Below are 18,183 nucleotides of genomic sequence, written 5' to 3' on the forward strand. Positions count from 1 at the left end.
CGCCTCTGCACGATTGTTCGAAAAATAAGTTAAGCACGAAATGTAACGCACATATAACTTTATAGGAAATTAATGGTTCCGGGTGCTTTTGATGTTTTTGTGCGGCGCGTCACACTAATTTGGGACGGGCCGCCTCATTTTGACTATATTTTGGCCGGTATGGACTAAACGACACCGCACTTGACGGACAACCCAATAACTAAAAAGGTCAGATGAATGCTCCCGAAAGCGCTCGCAATCAGTCTATTAGTTGCTGCCTGCACAGTGATTGGCACTGGCTACCTGCTGTCGGAAGAAAACCGCTTCGCTTTTAGCTGGGAGTCGATGGCTCCAGGGAACAAAGGCCAAAACAAAACTCCCGGCTCTGCCCCCGCCACATTAGCCTCTGCAACACCGGCCGCCTCCCGGACACAACCACCCTCAGACAATCCTGTCGGGTTCATGTTGGCAAAAGTAGCGAATGAGTATGCTCAGTCTGTGCGTTATCCCTCTTGGTCCGTGCCGTTAACTGAAGCCCAGGCTAAGGGATACCGCGGGAACCATTACGAGCCAGTGGTGCTGCCGCTTGAAAACAGCGGCCAGTTTACTGTCACCCTCGAAAAATTCCGTTTTACCCGGGGTGAAGACATACTTGTTGTCGCCTCATTGCAGGGTCCACAGGTGATGGGGCCCTTACTTCAGGCAAGCTTGGAGCGCCCAGAATCCAGAGACTCGCCAACAAGCACAAATCTGGAACAGGATACCCAAACAGGGTATTACCAAGGCAGCCTGAACTCCGACCAACAGCCCGGAGACTACCGGCTTGTTGTTGAGGCAACAGTGGACGGCAAGCCTGTCAGACACGTTTCCAGCCTTACTATCGAGCCTTACCTGGGAGACTTTGAAGGGCTTGACGACACCTACGTGAGTAACAACAACCTTGTCATTCCAGTAACATTCTCGCCACAAGATTCCGGTTTCTTTGCGTTGTCTGCACAGCTCTACAACGGCCAACAACCAATCGCACAGCTTCAAGCCGAGAAACGCCTCGACCGCACATCAGACACTATCCTGCTGAGAGCTCACGGCACTGTACTTGCCAACAAATCATTCGATGCAAAACTCCAACTGCGAAATTTGCAGATACGGCAACTGCCGGCGAAACCCGGTGACCGCACCCATTATGCCTACGGTCCGAGTGAAGGATTCGACTTTGAGCCGCCAGATCTTGATGACCTTCAGGACACCCCAGCGGCAAACCCCGAATCAGAACAGCGCGCAGCGTTGCTAAAACAGCTGGCTGACAAGTTCTGAGTTAGCAAAAAAATAATAACCAAGCAAACGGAGCAATCATGAAAACAAAAATGACCCGAAATGCCTGTAAAATTACGCTAGCTGCGGCTCTCACCAGCAGTATGATAGCCGGAACTGCCCAAGCCCAACTCGCGGGGCACAACGTTATACTGGTTCACGGATTTCAGATGGAAGATCTTGCGACTCCTCCTGCCGATCTCCAGGCGATCAGAGCCGCGGGCGAGGATTACTGGCGAACATTTTGGCTATCACGATCTGAAGCCCGCATTGACTGGCCCAGCGACGGCCGGGTGGAAGGCAGCATTGCGCAAAGAGCCTACGAACAGATCCGCGAAATCAGTCAGCAGGGATTGTGCAGTAATTTTTGTATAATCGTTTCGCACTCAACCGGCGATTTGGTGACTCGCTACCTGCTTGAAAATCAGGCACGCTGGTTGCAGAACGAAGGTTTGCCCCCGCTGAAAATTCTGGCATCCATAGATTACTCCGGTGCAGGTGGTGGTACCGAGTTGGCTAACTTGGCTGTAAACCTCGCGTATAACCCCACTTGGTATAACTGGCCTTTGCGCGCTGCGGTGCAGGCGTTCACAGGAATAGAGCCAGAGCCCGGAAAACTGGGGGTAGTCAATGATCTGCAAACCAATACCGCCAGAAACCTGGCTCTAAGCCCAAATTCTTTCCCAAGGCTGAGGTTCGTCGCAGGTGGCTCTTCCTACGGCGGTATTACCAAACCATTCATCGCCGGCACTGACGATGGCGTTGTCCCAACCCATTCAGCCTGCGGCGCCACCTCTGCGCAGGGTATCGATTCCTGCTCTGGCAATCTCAGCCTTGCAGGTAAAGTCGGCAACCAGAATGGCCCTGCCGGCCTTTTCTACAACCACTACCCGGTGCTTATGAATGAGGGAGTGAGCCATAGTGGTGTGCTGGGTTCTGAAACCGGAAACATCTCGGTTCCAGTCGTGAATAACACAACTCTAAATGGCCTACAGGTGGATTTTGCCAGCAGAACCTACGGTAAACGCCCATGGTGGAAACTGTGGGGGTCCAAAGACCAGTACATAGAGGTGCCAGGCTCGGATCAAACGGATATGTCTGCGCTTGTTTACACTACGCTTAACAATTAACAGCCATTGGCTTTAGCGGTTTCACCGGGCTCAAGGACGAGCCCACTTTCTTTTTTACTTCGCAAACTATACATTGCCAGGCAATAACACTTTCTAACTCTGGTGCCTCCCTACACCATGTCTGACTCGTACAAATCGGATTTGCTCCTCGTCGCCGTTACCCTCCTTGCCGCAGTAAGCTGGATTTTTTCCAAAGAAGCCATTCTACTCATGCCACCGCTGCTATTTATGGCGCTGCGCTTTCTGGTTGCAGGTGGCTTTCTGGCTCTCTTCGCATGGCCCAGCCTGGTACGTCTCAGCAGTGACCAGTTCAAACGAGGAATTGGTGTTGGCCTGGTATTTGGCGTTGCAATGAGCTTCTGGGTCATGGGCCTCTTTCACGGCACCAGCATGGGTGAAGGAGCGTTTTTAACAAGCCTTGGCGTGGTAATCGTACCGATTATTGCACGGCTGGTTTTCAAAGAGGCCCAACCTGCGAGCACCTGGCTGGCCATTCCTGTTGCCATAGCAGGGCTGGCTTTGCTGTCCCTTAAAAACGGATTTAAGCCAGAAGCCGGACAGATATTTTTTGTTGTGGCAGCAACCATTTTTGCCCTGTATTTCACGCTCAACACCCGCGCGGCAAATCAACGCACAACAATTAACCGTAAGGGCGAATCCGTCGAGAGGCGTCGTATCCCTGCCCTACCTTTGACAGCCATCGCACTGCTTACCGTTGGTTTGCTAACCCTGATTGAATCCTTACTGATGGAGCCTTGGCAGCCAACCTTCAGCAACCCGCCTCCGCTTCTGATCTGGTGGGTACTCGCGAGTGCGATTGTTGGAACCGCCGGGCGCTTCCTTGTGCAAACCTATGCCCAAAGCCTGTCTACCCATAGCCACGGAGCCGTTATTCTGGTCTTGGAGCCTGTATGGGTGTCACTGTTTGCGGCAGGCTGGTTTGGTGAAACCATGGCGCCCATGCAATTGGCAGGTTGCGGATTAATCTTCGCGGCGTTGATCGTTAACCGCTGGAATGCTTTGAGTAGAGCTCTTAGGGCCTCGCTGAGAAAGGGTAAAGCATACTGACAGTTATGACTGGGGTAATGTCAGGAAATCATACACCTTTCACTAAAACCATCACCCCACAGCACCCCTCCAACATCTATGTTTTTGTTTTTATAGCATTTTATTAAAGACTGACGAAATAGGCACACAATATGCAGAGATATGATTGAGCTGAAACCCAGCCTAGCGCAAGCTTTCGCGATCTAATGATGTACGGCCGGAAGCCTGCAACGCACTCAATCAGGAAGAGATAACGATCATGAATCTAAAAAAATTACTATCCGGGCTAGTCTTCGGAACCGCAATTGTGGCGGCGCCGGTTCATGCTGCACCCATCCTCAGCGACATCGTCTTCGTTGTAGATGAATCAGGGTCAATGGGGAATGTTCAGAGAAACCTCAGAGCCAACATTGGTCTATTCGCGAGCATACTGACCGGAACGGGGCAAGTTGACGCTCAGTACGGCTTGGTCGGTTATGGTGACCGCGGCGTATCGCCACGAATGCTTACTGACTTCGTTGACGCTGATGACTTCTCAACTGCAGCAAACGGATTGCGCACTAACGGAGGCACCGAGCCTGGCTATTTAGCTACAGCCTTCGCGTTAAATGCGCTGGACGGCCAATCAGACCTCTTTTCCTTCCGGTCCAACGCTGTAAAAAACATCATCATTTTGACAGATGAGCCGAATAACCCGAACAACTCCTCATATTATGGAACAGTCGGCGGCGCGAACGTAGATAGCTCCGTTCTTGACAGCATCCTCACAGACAACAATGCGCTGTACAATGGTGTACTAAGAAACTCAAGCACGATCGAATCGTACAGCAGCCTGATTACCGGCCACGGTGGCACAGTATTCAACTTGAACCTGTTCAACACCACGGACACCGATGTTGTCACGGCTTTTGTAACTGATTTTGCCAACAAGAAGCTGCAAGAAACACTAGACTTTTGCGATCTGAACCCGACTGATCCCGCATGCTTGCCAACTCAGGATGTTCCAGAGTCTGGCACTCTTGGACTTTTGAGCCTGGCACTTGGTGGACTGGTATTCAGAAGGCGCCTAAGCAAATTCACAGCAACTGCTTGATACTTTAGAATCGGCGGGGTCGCAATACCCCGTCGATTTATTTTACATTCCGAATTATCTTCCAAATCAATCTCCCCTGCTCTTTTCCGTTAGCAAATACGCATTCCCTATAAAAGTGGTTGACCATATACGCCGGAATCAGTATATTTCGCCCCGTTGCAGAATACAGGACCATAGCTCAGTTGGTTAGAGCGCTACCTTGACATGGTAGAGGTCCCCAGTTCGAATCTGGGTGGTCCTACCAATTTTGCAAAAAAGTCACTCAGGCGCGAGCCAAGTGGCTTTTTTTGTTTCAGGGTTACACGATTACGATCCCACCAGCTATACCTCTGGCACCCGCTTGACCGGCAATGATAATGCCACCATCTTTCCGTTCCCTTCCCTGTGAGCAGATTCCATAGATGCCGGCAGGCAGAATTCGGGGCTTCAGAGGTTGCGGAATTGAGGTATAAATTTGGCCGTATCTATGGAATCATTACATCGACCAAGCCACAGCACCTTACACAATAAGAGAACCAACCATGCGTATATCACGATTTTTTGTAGCCTTGGCAATGAGTGCTGCCGTATCAGCACCCGCTAGTGCTCAGCTCGATGTTGAAGACCAGATTGAAACACGCCAGAGCGCATTTACGTTTGCGGCGTGGAATATGGGAAAAATCAAGGCTCAGGTAATTGACGGAAGTGTAGCCTATAACGAGCAGCAAATTCTTGCAGCGGCGAATGCGATTGCTTCGGTGGCCAACTCTGGTTTGGGTGCGCTCTTTGGCCCCGGCACCGCCAATGACAAAAATGACAACACAAGGTTAAAGCCTGTGTTCTTTGACAAGCCCGAAAAAGCTCGTGAGGTTGCTATTGGCTTTGCCCAGGCAGCGACCAAGCTGCAGGAAGTTGCAGCGAATGGTGGCGGTAAGGGCGCTCTCGCTGCTCAGTTCAGCGAGGTAGGAAAGTCTTGCAAGGCTTGCCACGACGAGTTCCGTGCTGACTAAGCCCTGCCTGTAAAGCCTCCTTCACTGTCGCCTACCAACCCAGATCGGGTGCTGGCGGTGGAGGGGGCGACAAAAGCCCGCCTGTTGCTACCCATACAGCAAATACAGCCACCGCTAACGCGATCACGAATGCTATCAGGCCACCGCCTGTCCTCTTGTAAACGCACTCCTCGCTTACTTTTTTACGCCCGGTAACCATCGGAGTAATCAGGTTATCTTTTTTAATCAGGGTATAAAAAAGAACGCTAGCAATATGCAGACCTATCAGGCCGTAAATAAACCACTCCGAGAACTTGTGCCAAGAGGTAATTGTGTCATTCCAGTCAGCTGATACCGCGCGGTAAAGAGGCCCGTTAAACGCAATGGCATCTGTCGAAAACAGCCCTGTAACTGCCTGAAAGCCGACTAGCCCTAGCATGGCCAGAACCGAGAGTGCTCCCAACGGATTGTGCCCCAGTCCTCGCCACTCACCTTTCAGATATGCCTCAATTGCCGAAGGCCCCGGAATAAACTGCAAAAAACGCGCGTAAGTGGAGCCTAGAACCCCCCACATCAAACGAAAGCTGATCAGGCCCACAATGGTAATGCCAAAGCGTTCATGCCAGAGCATCCAGGTACCACCAAGTTTGACTGTTACCAATGAACCGGTAACCGCAGCCACCAGAAGCCAGTGGAAGAGTCGCGTGGGCAAGTCCCACAAGGAGATCGACTTCATTTTCAGTTCCTTATTAAACTGACGTATACAGGCTGTTTACCCGAAACCATACCTGTTTTGCTTTATACTGCCCACTGAATTTCATATACCAATTTAGGGATTTATTTAATGCGACTGGTTATCCGTTATTTTTTTCGGACCTTACGTCTTATTCTGACGCCATTTGTGCTGCTGAGTGAAAAGCTCGGCGGAGGGAAGCCTATAGAACGCAGCCCCGAAGAACAAAACAAAGTGGATGCGGCGTGTGAAAAATTGGCGCTATATCAGTTCAAGACCTGCCCTTTCTGCGTCAAGGTTCGCAAGCAGATAGCACAACTGAATCTGAATATTGAAAAGCGGGATGCACAGCACAACGAAACCCACCGGGCCGATCTGGAACAAGGTGGTGGTAGTGTAAAAGTGCCTTGCTTGCGAATTGAAAATGAGGATGGAAGCGAACGATGGATGTACGAGTCCTCAGACATTAATGCCTGGCTGGAAGAGCGTTTCGGCCAGGCTACCTGAATCAGACCTTGTAGAACTCGCGATACCAGTCAACAAACTTGGCTATACCTTCTTCTACATCCGTAGATGGCTTGTAGCCTACGTCACTGATCAGGTCATCCACATTGGCGTAGGTGGCAGGCACATCACCCGGCTGCATGGGCAGAAGGTTTTTTATTGCCTTCTTGCCGGTCCTCTCTTCGATAATTTCTATGAAGCGGGACAGTTCGACCGGGTTATTACTGCCGATATTGTAGATGCGATACGGGGCCTTGCTGGAGCTTGGATCGGGCGCTGCCCCACTCCACTGATCATTGGGCTGTGCCACCTGATCAAGAGTGCGGATAACACCCTCTACAATATCGTCTATATATGTGAAATCACGCTTGTGATGGCCATGGTTGAACACATCGATAGGCTCTCCCGCAAGAATCTTCTTGGTGAAGATAAACAAAGCCATATCCGGTCGGCCCCAAGGGCCATAGACGGTGAAGAATCGAAGACCAGTGGTTGGTAACTTATAAAGGTGGCTGTAGGTGTGAGCCATCAACTCATTGGCTTTTTTCGATGCAGCATACAGGCTCAGAGGATGATCGACGTTATCGTGAACCGAGAAAGGCATGGCTTCGTTAGCGCCATACACTGAGCTGCTGGACGCGTATACCAAGTGCTTCACCTGGTTATGGCGACAGCCTTCCAGGATATTCATAAAACCAACCAGGTTGGCATCCACATAGGCATTAGGGTTTTCGATTGAGTAGCGTACACCTGCTTGGGCAGCCAGGTGAACCACTCGTTCAGGGCGATGCTTTGCGAAGATATCTGCCATCACAGCGCGATCTGCCACATCCTGGCGCACTTCTGTGAAGCCAGGATGTCCGGTCAGGCGTGCAAGCCGGGCTTCCTTGAGGTTTACATCGTAATAGTCGTTAACGCTGTCAACGCCGATCACCTCGTCTCCGCGCTCAAGTAGCCGGTGCGCCAACTGCGCTCCGATAAATCCCGCGGTGCCCGTTACCAGAATCTTCAAGTCTTTCGCTCCTTTTAAACCGGCTAACCGGCGTTTAACACGCTCAGAAAGTAACGCCTGCGCTGAAGAAGGGGCCATCGATTTTCACATCGAATACGTCGTTTCGATCTTCATAATCAACTGCAATCTGGCGATAGCCAGCGCGCAGTTGCAGCAGAGAAATGCTGTACTGGCCATAAACGTTGAAATCGCGAATTGAATCACCGTCAAAAGCGATGAAATTACCTTCAGCACCAATGGCCGCACCGGTCAGAGGTAGATCGAAACGAGCGGCGATATAGCCCAGGGGCAAAACAGCATCGGCTTTGGATTTCTCTGATGCACCACTACTCTGGACCAGCAACTCACCTGAAAAGTCGCGAACGGTCAAACCCAGGTCCAGATTTACCCAATTATCGAGAACTTCGTAATACAGAGTAAGATCCAGTTGCTCGAGGTCAAGGTCGGAGCGCACGTTGCCTGCTGCAACATTGCCATAGTCGCTGGCAAGTGTGCCATTACCACTTTGCTGGATCAGCGTATAGGCCAGACGAACGTTCGGCAGCAGGGGTACCGGATGCTCAAAATAGATGCTGGCATCGGTGTTTCCGTCGTCCTTCAGTCGCAGCTGGTCATGTACATCAACCGAATCGCTGCCTGTGGAAACCTTTCCTGAGACGTCGGTATCCCAGTAACCCACACTAGCACCAAGACCCAACATGTCAGCTTGAGCCAGAGGGGTGGCCAGGATTAAAGAACTGCCTAATGCAAGTGTGAGTTTACGCATGGTGCACCTGTGTCATTATTATCTGTTTGACTATCTGGTTAAAAATCAGTCGAAGCTAATACCGATGCGACGACCAACTTCTTCGTAGGTTTCAATCACGTTGCCCAGCCCCTGCCGGAAGCGATCCTTGTCCATCTTTTTGCGGGTTTCCTTATCCCAGATCCTGCAGCCATCCGGGCTGAATTCGTCACCCAGCACAATTTCACCGCCACTACGGCCGAATTCCAGCTTGTAGTCCACCAGCAGCATTCCGGCTTCATCAAACAGGTTTTTCAGCACGCCGTTTACCTTGTAGGTTAACTCTTTCATGCGTGCGAGTTCGGCCTCGGTCGCCCAATTAAAACTGACAGCCAACGACTCGTTTACCATGGGATCGTGTAGAGCGTCATTTTTCAGAAACAGCTCATAGGTTGGCGGGTTAAGCTCCAGCCCTTCTTCTACCCCCAAACGGCGGCAAAGGCTGCCTGCAGATACGTTTCGCACAACGCATTCTACGGGAATCATATCGAGCTTTTTAACCAGCGATTCCGTCGCAGACAACAAGCCCTCGTGGTGTGTTGGCACGCCGGCCGCTTCCAGTTTGTCCATGATGAACGCGTTAAAACGGTTGTTCACCATGCCTTTGCGGTTTAGCTGCTCTTTCTTTTCACCGTCAAATGCCGAGGTATCGTCACGGAAGACAAGAACAAAGCGCTCTGGATCATCAGTGCGGAATACAGATTTGGCTTTGCCTGCGTAGAGTTCTTCGCGTTTTTCCATCGTAAGTCTCCGAAACGGAGGCCTGCGCTCTGCAGGCACCCCTTCTAGATCAGTATAGGTATTCGAACAGCTGTGTCAGTAAATCCTCTGGCTTATGATCACCGCTGTACCCCTCAGTAACTTCAGCAGTAACCCTGACTTCGGCATCCCGCTCCACCAGATTCACCGTATGGGTATGGCGAGGGGTTTCTTTGTCGCTGAACCAGCCAAACCACCCACCTTTGAGCTCATCTGCACTGCGAAAATCGACGAAAAGCCAGCCTTCACTTCGGTTGAGGTCAAGCACAGCAATGCCCGATTCAGTTAGAGCCCGGTTCACCTCAGCCCAAGCACGGCCGTAGTCGAGATCCATGCCAATGGCCTGCGCCTTTTCATTTTCAGATATCAGTTTTACCAGTGGCTTGGCAACCAGGCCGGACGCTGCGCGCGAGAAGGATTTATTTTCTTCACGGGCCTGCAGGAACTCACCCATATTGGCAAGAAGTCGCTTCTGCAATGCCATCTGATCTTCAGAGGGCTCGGCAATTCCACTCCAGGGGATCAACTCTCCTGGCCAGGATGCTCCTTCCTCCAAGCCTTCCCCGGAAACGAGCTTGCGCACCTGGATTTCCGTGGTTTTACGCCTGACGCCCGGAGCTATACGAACTTGCAGAATTGCTTTGGGCTCGGCCGTGGCCTCATCGACAGCAACACTTGGAAGCTCAAGCAACTCACGGGCACGCATGTTGTAATTGGCCAATTCGCTCTGCAACAAGCCCAGTTGCGGACTGTCGTGGGCAACACCAAGACCTTGTTCGTTCATATAACTGGTTACAGCCGGCCAGATTCGCCCAGGCACATCGTTTACCAGCAACCATGTACGACCATCAAGCTCCTCAACCACGTAGTTCTCTTCGAGAATTTCAGAGGTCATGTCCGGAGGACGAGGGATATCAGACGGATAAAGTTTGCTGCCATCTGCCGGGTCAATTTTCCGGACGGGCATTACCTGGGAAAATCGGGAAGGATCCGCGGTTTCCGGCAGAGCCAGCGGCTCTCCCTCTTTCTCGTGTACGTAGCGTTCAGAGCGATCTTCCAAAATGCCGCACCCGGCTGTTGCCATAGTAAGCAAAAGCCCGGATACAACTGCCAAGTGTCGGGATGAAACAAACTTACGGGTTCTTGAAAGAACCTGCATCGGCCTTCTCTCTGTGTAGGACTGTTTCAGATGTGGTATCGGCAAACTCAGAGAACACCCGAAGCTTTCATTGCTTCTTCCAGCTCTCCGTGGAATTTCTCGCTGAACTGAGTCAGCGGAAGCCGAATCCCCTCGCCGATCATGCCCATACGCTGAAGCGCCCATTTCACGGGAATTGGATTGGCTTCCAGGAAGAGTTTGCGATTCAAAGGCATCAAGAGTTCGTTCAGGCGCTCCGTTTCTTCCCGGTTGCCCGCGATAGCCGCGGCGCAGAGATCGGCCATGGCTTTTGGGGCTACGTTTGCGGTAACAGAAACGTTACCCTTCGCGCCGGCGAGAATAAGTTCAGCTGCAGTAGCATCGTCGCCGGAATACACGGCCAGGCGTCCATCGAGGGCTTCAATCAGCTCCGCACCCCTGGGAATATTGCCTGTGGCATCTTTAATCGCAACAATGTTCGGGATGTCAGCCAAGCGCAGAACTGTTTCATTCAGCATGTCACAGGCTGTGCGCCCAGGTACGTTGTAGAGCATCTGGCTCATGCCGGGAACAGCTTCAGCAATGGCTTTAAAGTGCTGGTAAAGACCTTCCTGAGTTGGCTTGTTGTAGTAAGGCACAACCAGCAAACAGGCATCTGCGCCCAGTTTATGAGCTTCGGTTGTCAGATAGATGGCTTCACGTGTGCTATTACCACCCGTGCCAGCGATAACAGGAATCCGCCCATTAACGCGCTTGATGATGTAACCAATTACCCGGCAGTGCTCTTGCTGATCGAGCGTTGCGGATTCGCCGGTGGTTCCTACAGCAACGATACCGTTGGTACCATTGTCCAGATGAAAGTCGACCAGCTGGTCCAGATGCTCCCAGTGAATGTCACCGTTTGGATGCATGGGCGTGACCAGTGCGACAAGGCTACCCGTAATCATAAAAGCTCCATCCGAATAAAACGAATATGGTAATGTTGGGCACGAACTGACACAAGGAAATTAAATTACACTTCGTCCGAACTGGTTGAGAAAGCAGGTTTCTTTACCGGCCAGGCAAAGAATACAGCTTTCAACATGGTGGCCAATGGAATGGCAAAGAAAACACCCCGCAACCCCCAAATACCGCCAAAGAACAATACCGAAATAATGATAACAACCGGGTGCAGACTGTTCACTTCCGAGAACAGCACAGGAACCAGTACGTTACCGTCCAAAGCCTGAATAACGCCGTAGATCACCATTACCCAGATAAAATGACTGCCCCACCCGAAAGCGAACAGTGCAATTACGGCTACCGGAATGGTCACTACAGCCGCACCAATGTATGGAATTACAACACTCAACCCCACCAGAAGCGACAGCAATGCAGCATAGGGTACGCCAAGGAGTTTGAACGCAACATAAGTTGCACCGCCAACGATCAGGATTTCAACCGCTTTACCGCGCACATAATTTGCGCACTGCAGGTTCACCTCATGCCAGATTTGAACCATCATCGGGCGCTGTGGCGGAAGCAGCCTGGAAATAGCCCCGAGCAGTACTTCCCGGTCTTTGAGGAAGAAAAAAACAAGTATCGGCACCAGCACCATATAGATGAGCAGCGCGACCAGATCGGGGATGCTGGACAGCGAGAAAGACACTAACCACTGAGTCATGTGCCCCACTTCGGTACTCACTTGCTGGTAAAGACTTCGGACCGCCTCAGCCGAGATCATGTGGGGGTATTCTTCGGGCAACAGTTCAAGGTACGACTGCAGCTCTCCAATAATACGGGGCGCCTCGCCCGCAAGCGTGCTGACCTGGGTCCATATCAGCGGTAAAAGGCCGAAAATAAAACCTACCAGTACGCTGAGGAACACCAGAAACACCGCCAGTATTGCAAAGCCTTCCGGAACGCCATAAGCGTTCAGCCGGGTAACCAGCCCCTGCAGAATAAACGCCACGATAAGCGAGGCGATAGCCGGTGCCAGCATGGCACCAAACCATATAATGAAAAATGTACCCGCGACCAAAATCAGAAAAAGAATGACCGCTTCTTCATCTGAAAAGTATTTGTGCGCAAGACCGCGTAAAATTCTGAACATCAAGGACTCCGGAAAATTAACCGCCGCACTCTACCACAAAGCGGAAATGGCCATCAGTTTGTGAGGAACTCACCAAACGGTGGCGGGACAACTCCAGAAAAGCCGGAATATCGCGAGCGGAGCCCGCATCGGTGGCAATGACCTCAAGCGTTTCGCCCGGGGACATGCCATTGAGCTCCAACTTTGTTTTCAGCAGGGGCATAGGGCAGCGAAGCCCGGACGTATCCAGTGTACGATCAGCCATAAAGAAGGTGCACCATCACAAGACATGAAATTCACAAGCCGGCATTATGCCTCCAGTGATACTGTATTGCATCACAATACCTGTTAATCATCAGATCCGGATTTTTTGACAGAACATGCTGTCACAATAGCAGTTCGAAACAGGAGCACACTGCATTACATGAACGACGTTCTAATAGAATTTCGCAGGTACCGCACGGTTGCAATCGTGATCATTCTGGCTTTTTTTCTGACATCAAGCCCGGTGTCAGAAGCTCAGGACACTGGCCTCCCTAACATTGGAGGAACCGGCGGTGGCCTTATTTCCGGACACCAGGAGAGCGACATTGGCCAGCAGGTGATGGTGTCGATCCGCCGATCTGCGCCGCGCATTACCGATCCACTGATTTACGACTATCTCAGCGCCATTATTTACCGACTGGTACCCTCAGCCCCTTTGGAAAACCGGGAGATCACACTCGCGCTAATCGACAGCCCAGCCCTCAACGCTTTCGCAGTCCCCGGTGGGATCGTTGGCGTGAATGGCGGATTGTTTCTCAATGCAGCGACAGAGCAGCAGTTTGCGTCGGTGCTTGCTCATGAGCTTGCACACCTTAGCCAAAGGCACTTCGCCCGCCGACTGGAACAGCAGGAAACCAGCGCACCCTTAACACTTGCAGGCATGATTGCCGGCATCGTGCTGTCTGCAGTCACTCAATCTGATATAGGCATTGCCGCCATTGCCGGCACACAGGCACTGGCGATACAAAACATGCTGGCTTACAGCCGCTCACACGAACAGGAAGCGGACCGAGTGGGGCTGGACATTCTCGCGACTGCCGGGATGGACCCAAGGGGCATGCCTGAAATGTTCGAAATCATGATGCGTCAGAACCGGCTGCAGGGAAACAACATGCCGGAGTATCTCTCGACTCACCCCCTCACCCAAAGCCGGGTGGCCGACACCCGCAACCGGGCAGAACAATACCCTGAGAAGACCATTCGGGATGGACAGGAATATCACTTGGTGCGTAGCCGCTTGCAGGTTCACTATGCAGCCTCTCCCGAGATAGCCGTCGACACCTTCGAAAACTATCTGAAAAAGCCAAACGCCGAGTCTAATGAAGTCGTTCGTTATGGGCTGGCAGTGGCCTACTTGAGCAACAACCAGCCTGAAGAGGCCGAAAAGGTCATCAAAGAACTACTGACCTCTAATCCAGGCCGGATAACGTTGCAGGTAACCCTGGCAGAAATATACATTCAGGAAAACAAACTGGATGACGCGCGATCTCTGCTTAAAGAAGCCTTGAACAGGAACCCTGGCAACTACCCGATTACTTCTACGCTTGCAGATGCGGAAATAGCAGCAGGTAACGGCACTCAGGCGGCAGAGCACCTGAAGCAGCTGACACGCAGAATGCCCCAGCAGGAATATCTGTGGTTGCGTCTGGCGGAAGCCGAAGGGATGGCGAGGAACATCGTGGGAGTTCACCGCGCAAGGGCAGAATATGATGTTCTTATGGGGGACCTGGAGTCTGCCCAGAGACAGCTAAGGCAAGCTCAAGAGAAACTGCCTGCCGGTTCGGCTCAAAGACAGGTGGTGGGTGAGCGGCTAGCAGAGATCACTAACCGCCTCCAAACGCGCAGAAACAACTAAAATCAGGCGTTACCCGCTGCCTTCAGGTTCATCCCGGCCGTGAAATCGAGCATGCGCCGCAGAGGCTTGAGGGCGGCCTCTCGGATTTCCGCATCCACCAGCACTTCCTGATCACCTTTCTCAATCACACTCAGAAGGTTTTCCAGGCCGTTCATGGCCATCCACGGGCACTGTGCACAACTACGACAGGTAGCACCGTTGCCTGCTGTCGGTGCTTCAATCAGAGTTTTATTGGGCGCCAGTTGCTGCATTTTATAGAAAATGCCGTTGTCGGTAGCAACGATAAATTCCTGATTGGGTAGTGTTTGCACGGCGTGAATCAACTGCGAGGTTGAGCCAACAACATCCGCCATTTCCACAACCGCATCGGGAGATTCAGGGTGAACCAGAACGGCAGCGTTCGGGTAAAGAGCCTTGAGGTCTTCCAGGCCGCGGTGTTTGAACTCTTCGTGCACTATGCAGGAGCCATCCCACAGCAACATGTCGGCCCCGGTGGTTTTCTGCACGTAATGTCCAAGATGCTTGTCAGGAGCCCAAAGTATTTTCTCTCCCCTCGAATCAAGATCTTCAACAATAGCTTGAGCACAACTTGACGTGACAACCCAATCTGCGCGGGCCTTTACAGCCGCGGATGTGTTGGCGTATACCACAACGGTGCGGTCACTGTGCTCATCGCAGAAGGCCTGAAATTCATCTGCTGGACATCCGATATCGAGTGAGCAGGTCGCCTCCAGAGTGGGCATCAGGACTCGTTTTTCAGGGTTCAGAATTTTAGCGGTTTCACCCATAAAACGAACACCGGCCACAACCACCGTTGAGGCGGGGTGTTGATTCCCGAAACGGGCCATTTCGAGCGAGTCTGCAACGCAACCGCCAGTTTCTTCAGCGAGGCGCTGGATGTCGGGGTCGGTGTAATAGTGCGCCACAAGCACGGCGTCCTTTTCCTTGAGCACTGCCTTGATGCGGGATTCAAGCCGCGCCTTCTCATCAGCGCTGAGCGGCTTGGGCTCCGCTGCATGGGCCAGGTGTTCCTGAACAAGGATTCGGTCTTCAACTTTAGTCATGTACAGCTTCTCTCAGTTACTTTCTGCGGCTGAGTATATCATTTCAGACAGCAGTAGCACTGTAAGCACTATAACTTGTCCTGCAAGATCTCTTTGCGCGGCTGAGGAATCACAACTTTATCTACCAGCATCCCCTTGCTCTTGATGAAATCTGTTCCCGCATCTACTGCTGCGGTTACCGCAGCGACATCGCCTGTCAGGGTCAGGAAGCCTTTGCCGCCGATCGCCATCGCCAGATGAATATCGATCAACTCAACGTTGGCTGCTTTTACCGCAGCGTCTGCCGCCTGAATGATGGTGGCAACCGAGAAGGTCTCGATGATACCCAGGGCAGCCGTTTCCTCGATCACCCGGGTGCCGCTGATAGCGGCGAAAACGGACGGGTGAACATTGGGTATGATCAGTTCGTCCACAATGGTTTCGCTGCCCAAATCCAGGCCCGCAGACATGGCAGACTCAACAGCAGCCACATCGCCCGCCACCATGACCATGAACTTGCCCGGGCAGATGGTCCGGTTAAACACGATTTCCACGTTTGCCGCCTTCAGCATGGCGTCGCCTACCGCGTAACCTTTTGCGATTGAATTCATTTCAATCATTCCGATCGCACTTTTATTGCTCATGATTACTTCCCATCCGGAACCCTGTAAAACTCCGTCACATGACGGCGTCAATAACGATACTGTCACCCGTCAGGGTCACCTTGCCGCTTATGCTGGCGTGCAATGGTATGCCCATACCCTCCTTGGGCGGCGCTGCAATAATATCCCCCTCGCTCACCATATCCCCACTGCGGACTACAGGTTCTGGCTGCTGCCCCATGCGTTGATGCAAGGAAATAACCACCCTCGACGGATTTACCTGGACGTCTTTCCAATGCGCAGTTTTACTGTCGTATTTTGCCAGCCCCAGCTTTCGGGTCAGCCGTTGCGATGGTACGCCTCGATACTCACGCATACTATGCACCTCGCGGGTCTGGCCCTGTAACTGCTCAGGTGTCAGCCATAGATCGTTGGCCTTGAGGTCTCGTTTGGTTGATACACAGATATCCCGGGGGTTCAGTTGCTCCGGGCAGGCCCACAAAGTACAAATATTGCACTCGCAACAGGCTTGGGCATGGACTGACAAGGTTTCGCTGACCACACCGGTCGTCAGCAGAGAGCGCATTACCAGATGCGGCTGTATCGGATAACCGAGCAGGTACCTGGGGCACATTTCGGTGCACAGTGTGCACTGATCACAGCCGGATTTTCCGATGCGCTTGTATTGCTGCTCGGTTTCCGAACGCCGCCTCACGAGATAGCTATCCCGTGGCAGCACCAGCAGCCCACTGCTCACCGCTGCAATCGACGCGTCCATGTCGTCAACTACCGTCCCCATCATTGCACCGCCATCAATCACCACCGGATCATCACAGGTAATGGCGCCAGCAAGACTGATAACATCCGCAAAGCGCATGCCTATGGGCAACCAGGCCGTGAAGGGGTGCTCCACCTCTCCGTGCACGGTTATCATGGTTCTGGTAACCGGTTTACCTTCTGCAGCCCTTGCAATGTTCACCAACGTCTCAACGTTCTGAACCGCAACGCCGACATCTTTTGGCAGACCACCCGCTGGGATACGATCTCCTGTTATCTCGTAAACCAGTTCGTATTCATCGCCTGCCGGGTACATGTTTGTCATTCGTTTCAGTTCAATGTTACCCGGCAAGAGCCCTTCGATATGCGATATCGAATCCTGGTGCTTCTCCTTGATGGCTATAAAGCCCCGGCTTGCACCCGTTTGCTCCATTACTAACGCCATACCTTTAAGGAGTTCGGCTGCAAACTGTTGAATGATTGTCTGATCCTTATACAGCAGGGGCTCGCATTCCGCGCCGTTAGCAATCAGGATGTCCGCCCGCGCCTGCATTTTGACGTAAGACGGAAAGCCACCACCACCAGCGCCGACAACGCCTGCGCTTCTGACCTTTTCAACAAGAGAGTTCATGTCAATCGAGCCGCTCATATATCAATAGGGTTTCTGGCAACCGCCAGAACTGCCTCCTCGAAGGCCTCGCAAGCTGCTCTGCAAGCTGCCTGGCTACCGGTCAGGAATCCCCCACCGTAGTTCGTTTCAGAAGGCGGTGAAAAGAAGGTAGCCACTTGAACGCTGGCTGCTTTCAGTGCCGCATCCATACCGAACATTGCTTCCAGTGGTGGCGCAATCAGATACGCCATCGAATCGCCTCGCTTCATCCCGCCCTCTTTCGACAGGTAGCCACCTGTGGCGGATACCAGATGGGCAAAATACGCGATACTGCCCTCTTCGTTAGCGGAGTAAAAGCAGGCTTCGTTCTCGATAACTTCCTGCGCGCGCTGGAGCCCGGCGATAACATCTGCAGGCCCCGGCCCGGCGATGATGCCGATCACCTCACCTGACAACAAGCCAGATGAGTGGGCGGCACCGGCGTAGAATGACCGTGCGTACACCACATCAACCTGTGCGGCTTTCGTGGCTTCATCCAGCGCCACATAAGTAACGTCATCACTGTCGGCTGTGATCATTCCGATGCAGCGCTGTTCTTTTTTAAGGTTGAACTGTTTCATCATTGCGTCATCGACTGACGCGATAACACGGGTAGCCAATACCGTTGCTCTGATTTCGTCCCGAATTGCCATGATGGTGCTCCTTTCGTATCTTGCCGGGAG

General features: G+C 52.3%; 19 protein-coding genes and 1 tRNA gene. 8 read left to right on the forward strand and 12 right to left on the reverse strand.

All coding sequences use genetic code 11. From position 1 onward, the window contains the following. Positions 1-216 precede the first annotated feature (216 nt). The 6 genes from FE848_RS00925 (at position 217) to FE848_RS00950 (ending at position 5,549) form a co-directional block, all read left to right on the forward strand. Positions 217-1,293, forward strand: coding sequence for a hypothetical protein (locus FE848_RS00925; protein ID WP_200200864.1), 1,077 nt, complete (start codon positions 217-219; stop codon positions 1,291-1,293). A 38-nt stretch (positions 1,294-1,331) separates the two neighbouring features. After that, a complete protein-coding gene (locus FE848_RS00930) occupies positions 1,332-2,420 on the forward strand; it encodes a hypothetical protein (RefSeq protein WP_200200865.1) in 1,089 nt (362 codons plus the stop codon). Positions 2,421-2,537: 117 nt separating this feature from the next. Continuing rightward, the gene (locus tag FE848_RS00935; RefSeq protein ID WP_200200866.1) at positions 2,538-3,488 is read left to right on the forward strand and encodes a DMT family transporter; all 951 of its coding nucleotides are present in this window, start codon (positions 2,538-2,540) and stop codon (positions 3,486-3,488) included. Between the two features lie 238 nt (positions 3,489-3,726). Further along, positions 3,727-4,560 (forward strand): VWA domain-containing protein, encoded by an 834-nt coding sequence (locus FE848_RS00940; protein ID WP_200201288.1) that lies wholly within the window; start codon positions 3,727-3,729, stop codon positions 4,558-4,560. 167 nt (positions 4,561-4,727) lie between these two features. After that, positions 4,728-4,804 (forward strand) — tRNA-Val (locus FE848_RS00945). A gap of 277 nt (positions 4,805-5,081) precedes the next feature. Continuing rightward, entirely contained in the window at positions 5,082-5,549 is a 468-nt protein-coding gene (locus FE848_RS00950) for a c-type cytochrome (protein WP_227714595.1), read from the forward strand. 31 nt (positions 5,550-5,580) lie between these two features. On the opposite strand, the gene FE848_RS00955 is transcribed toward FE848_RS00950, so the two are convergent. Further along, on the reverse strand, positions 5,581-6,264 hold the full coding sequence (locus FE848_RS00955; RefSeq protein ID WP_200200867.1) for a cytochrome b/b6 domain-containing protein: 684 nt from the start codon (positions 6,262-6,264) through the stop codon (positions 5,581-5,583). Between the two features lie 108 nt (positions 6,265-6,372). Between FE848_RS00955 and FE848_RS00960 the strand changes: the two genes are divergently transcribed. Next, positions 6,373-6,768, forward strand: coding sequence for a glutaredoxin family protein (locus FE848_RS00960; RefSeq protein WP_200200868.1), 396 nt, complete (start codon positions 6,373-6,375; stop codon positions 6,766-6,768). 1 nt (position 6,769) lies between these two features. Here FE848_RS00960 and FE848_RS00965 read toward each other — a convergent pair whose 3' ends face one another. The 7 genes from FE848_RS00965 to FE848_RS00995 all read right to left on the reverse strand — a co-directional run bounded on the left by FE848_RS00965 (position 6,770) and on the right by FE848_RS00995 (position 12,794). Next, entirely contained in the window at positions 6,770-7,777 is a 1,008-nt protein-coding gene (locus FE848_RS00965; RefSeq protein WP_227714594.1) for an NAD-dependent epimerase, read from the reverse strand. Positions 7,778-7,820: 43 nt separating this feature from the next. Continuing rightward, entirely contained in the window at positions 7,821-8,543 is a 723-nt protein-coding gene (locus FE848_RS00970) for a TIGR04219 family outer membrane beta-barrel protein (RefSeq protein WP_200200870.1), read from the reverse strand. A 45-nt stretch (positions 8,544-8,588) separates the two neighbouring features. After that, positions 8,589-9,302 carry a phosphoribosylaminoimidazolesuccinocarboxamide synthase gene (gene purC, locus FE848_RS00975; RefSeq protein ID WP_200200871.1) on the reverse strand — a complete coding sequence of 238 codons (714 nt, stop codon included), beginning with the start codon at positions 9,300-9,302 and terminating at the stop codon, positions 8,589-8,591. A gap of 49 nt (positions 9,303-9,351) precedes the next feature. Beyond that, positions 9,352-10,479 carry an outer membrane protein assembly factor BamC gene (gene bamC, locus FE848_RS00980; RefSeq protein ID WP_200200872.1) on the reverse strand — a complete coding sequence of 376 codons (1,128 nt, stop codon included), beginning with the start codon at positions 10,477-10,479 and terminating at the stop codon, positions 9,352-9,354. Between the two features lie 47 nt (positions 10,480-10,526). Continuing rightward, the gene (dapA, locus tag FE848_RS00985) at positions 10,527-11,405 is read right to left on the reverse strand and encodes a 4-hydroxy-tetrahydrodipicolinate synthase (protein WP_200200873.1); all 879 of its coding nucleotides are present in this window, start codon (positions 11,403-11,405) and stop codon (positions 10,527-10,529) included. A gap of 65 nt (positions 11,406-11,470) precedes the next feature. Beyond that, positions 11,471-12,550, reverse strand: a complete 1,080-nt coding sequence (locus tag FE848_RS00990; protein WP_200200874.1) for an AI-2E family transporter — start codon at positions 12,548-12,550, stop codon at positions 11,471-11,473. A gap of 16 nt (positions 12,551-12,566) precedes the next feature. Then, positions 12,567-12,794 (reverse strand): sulfurtransferase TusA family protein, encoded by a 228-nt coding sequence (locus FE848_RS00995; RefSeq protein WP_200200875.1) that lies wholly within the window; start codon positions 12,792-12,794, stop codon positions 12,567-12,569. Between the two features lie 159 nt (positions 12,795-12,953). Between FE848_RS00995 and FE848_RS01000 the strand changes: the two genes are divergently transcribed. Beyond that, positions 12,954-14,429, forward strand: a complete 1,476-nt coding sequence (locus FE848_RS01000) for a M48 family metalloprotease (protein ID WP_200200876.1) — start codon at positions 12,954-12,956, stop codon at positions 14,427-14,429. A gap of 2 nt (positions 14,430-14,431) precedes the next feature. Here the strand turns inward: FE848_RS01000 and nadA are convergent, their stop codons facing one another. From nadA to eutL, 4 genes are all read right to left on the reverse strand, one after another. Further along, positions 14,432-15,493: a quinolinate synthase NadA gene (nadA, locus tag FE848_RS01005; protein WP_200200877.1), complete on the reverse strand. Its 1,062-nt coding sequence runs from the start codon at positions 15,491-15,493 to the stop codon at positions 14,432-14,434. A 68-nt stretch (positions 15,494-15,561) separates the two neighbouring features. After that, positions 15,562-16,116: a BMC domain-containing protein gene (locus FE848_RS01010; RefSeq protein ID WP_200200878.1), complete on the reverse strand. Its 555-nt coding sequence runs from the start codon at positions 16,114-16,116 to the stop codon at positions 15,562-15,564. 34 nt (positions 16,117-16,150) lie between these two features. Next, a complete protein-coding gene (locus FE848_RS01015) occupies positions 16,151-17,500 on the reverse strand; it encodes a 4Fe-4S dicluster domain-containing protein (RefSeq protein WP_200200879.1) in 1,350 nt (449 codons plus the stop codon). Next, on the reverse strand, positions 17,497-18,153 hold the full coding sequence (gene eutL, locus FE848_RS01020) for an ethanolamine utilization microcompartment protein EutL (protein ID WP_200200880.1): 657 nt from the start codon (positions 18,151-18,153) through the stop codon (positions 17,497-17,499). Before eutL ends, FE848_RS01015 begins: the two co-directional genes overlap by 4 nt. Positions 18,154-18,183: the final 30 nt, after the last annotated feature.

It is taken from the genome of Marinobacter sp. 1-3A (genome assembly GCF_016597775.1).
In the GTDB taxonomy this organism is placed as follows: Bacteria; Pseudomonadota; Gammaproteobacteria; order Pseudomonadales; family Oleiphilaceae; genus Marinobacter; species Marinobacter xiaoshiensis.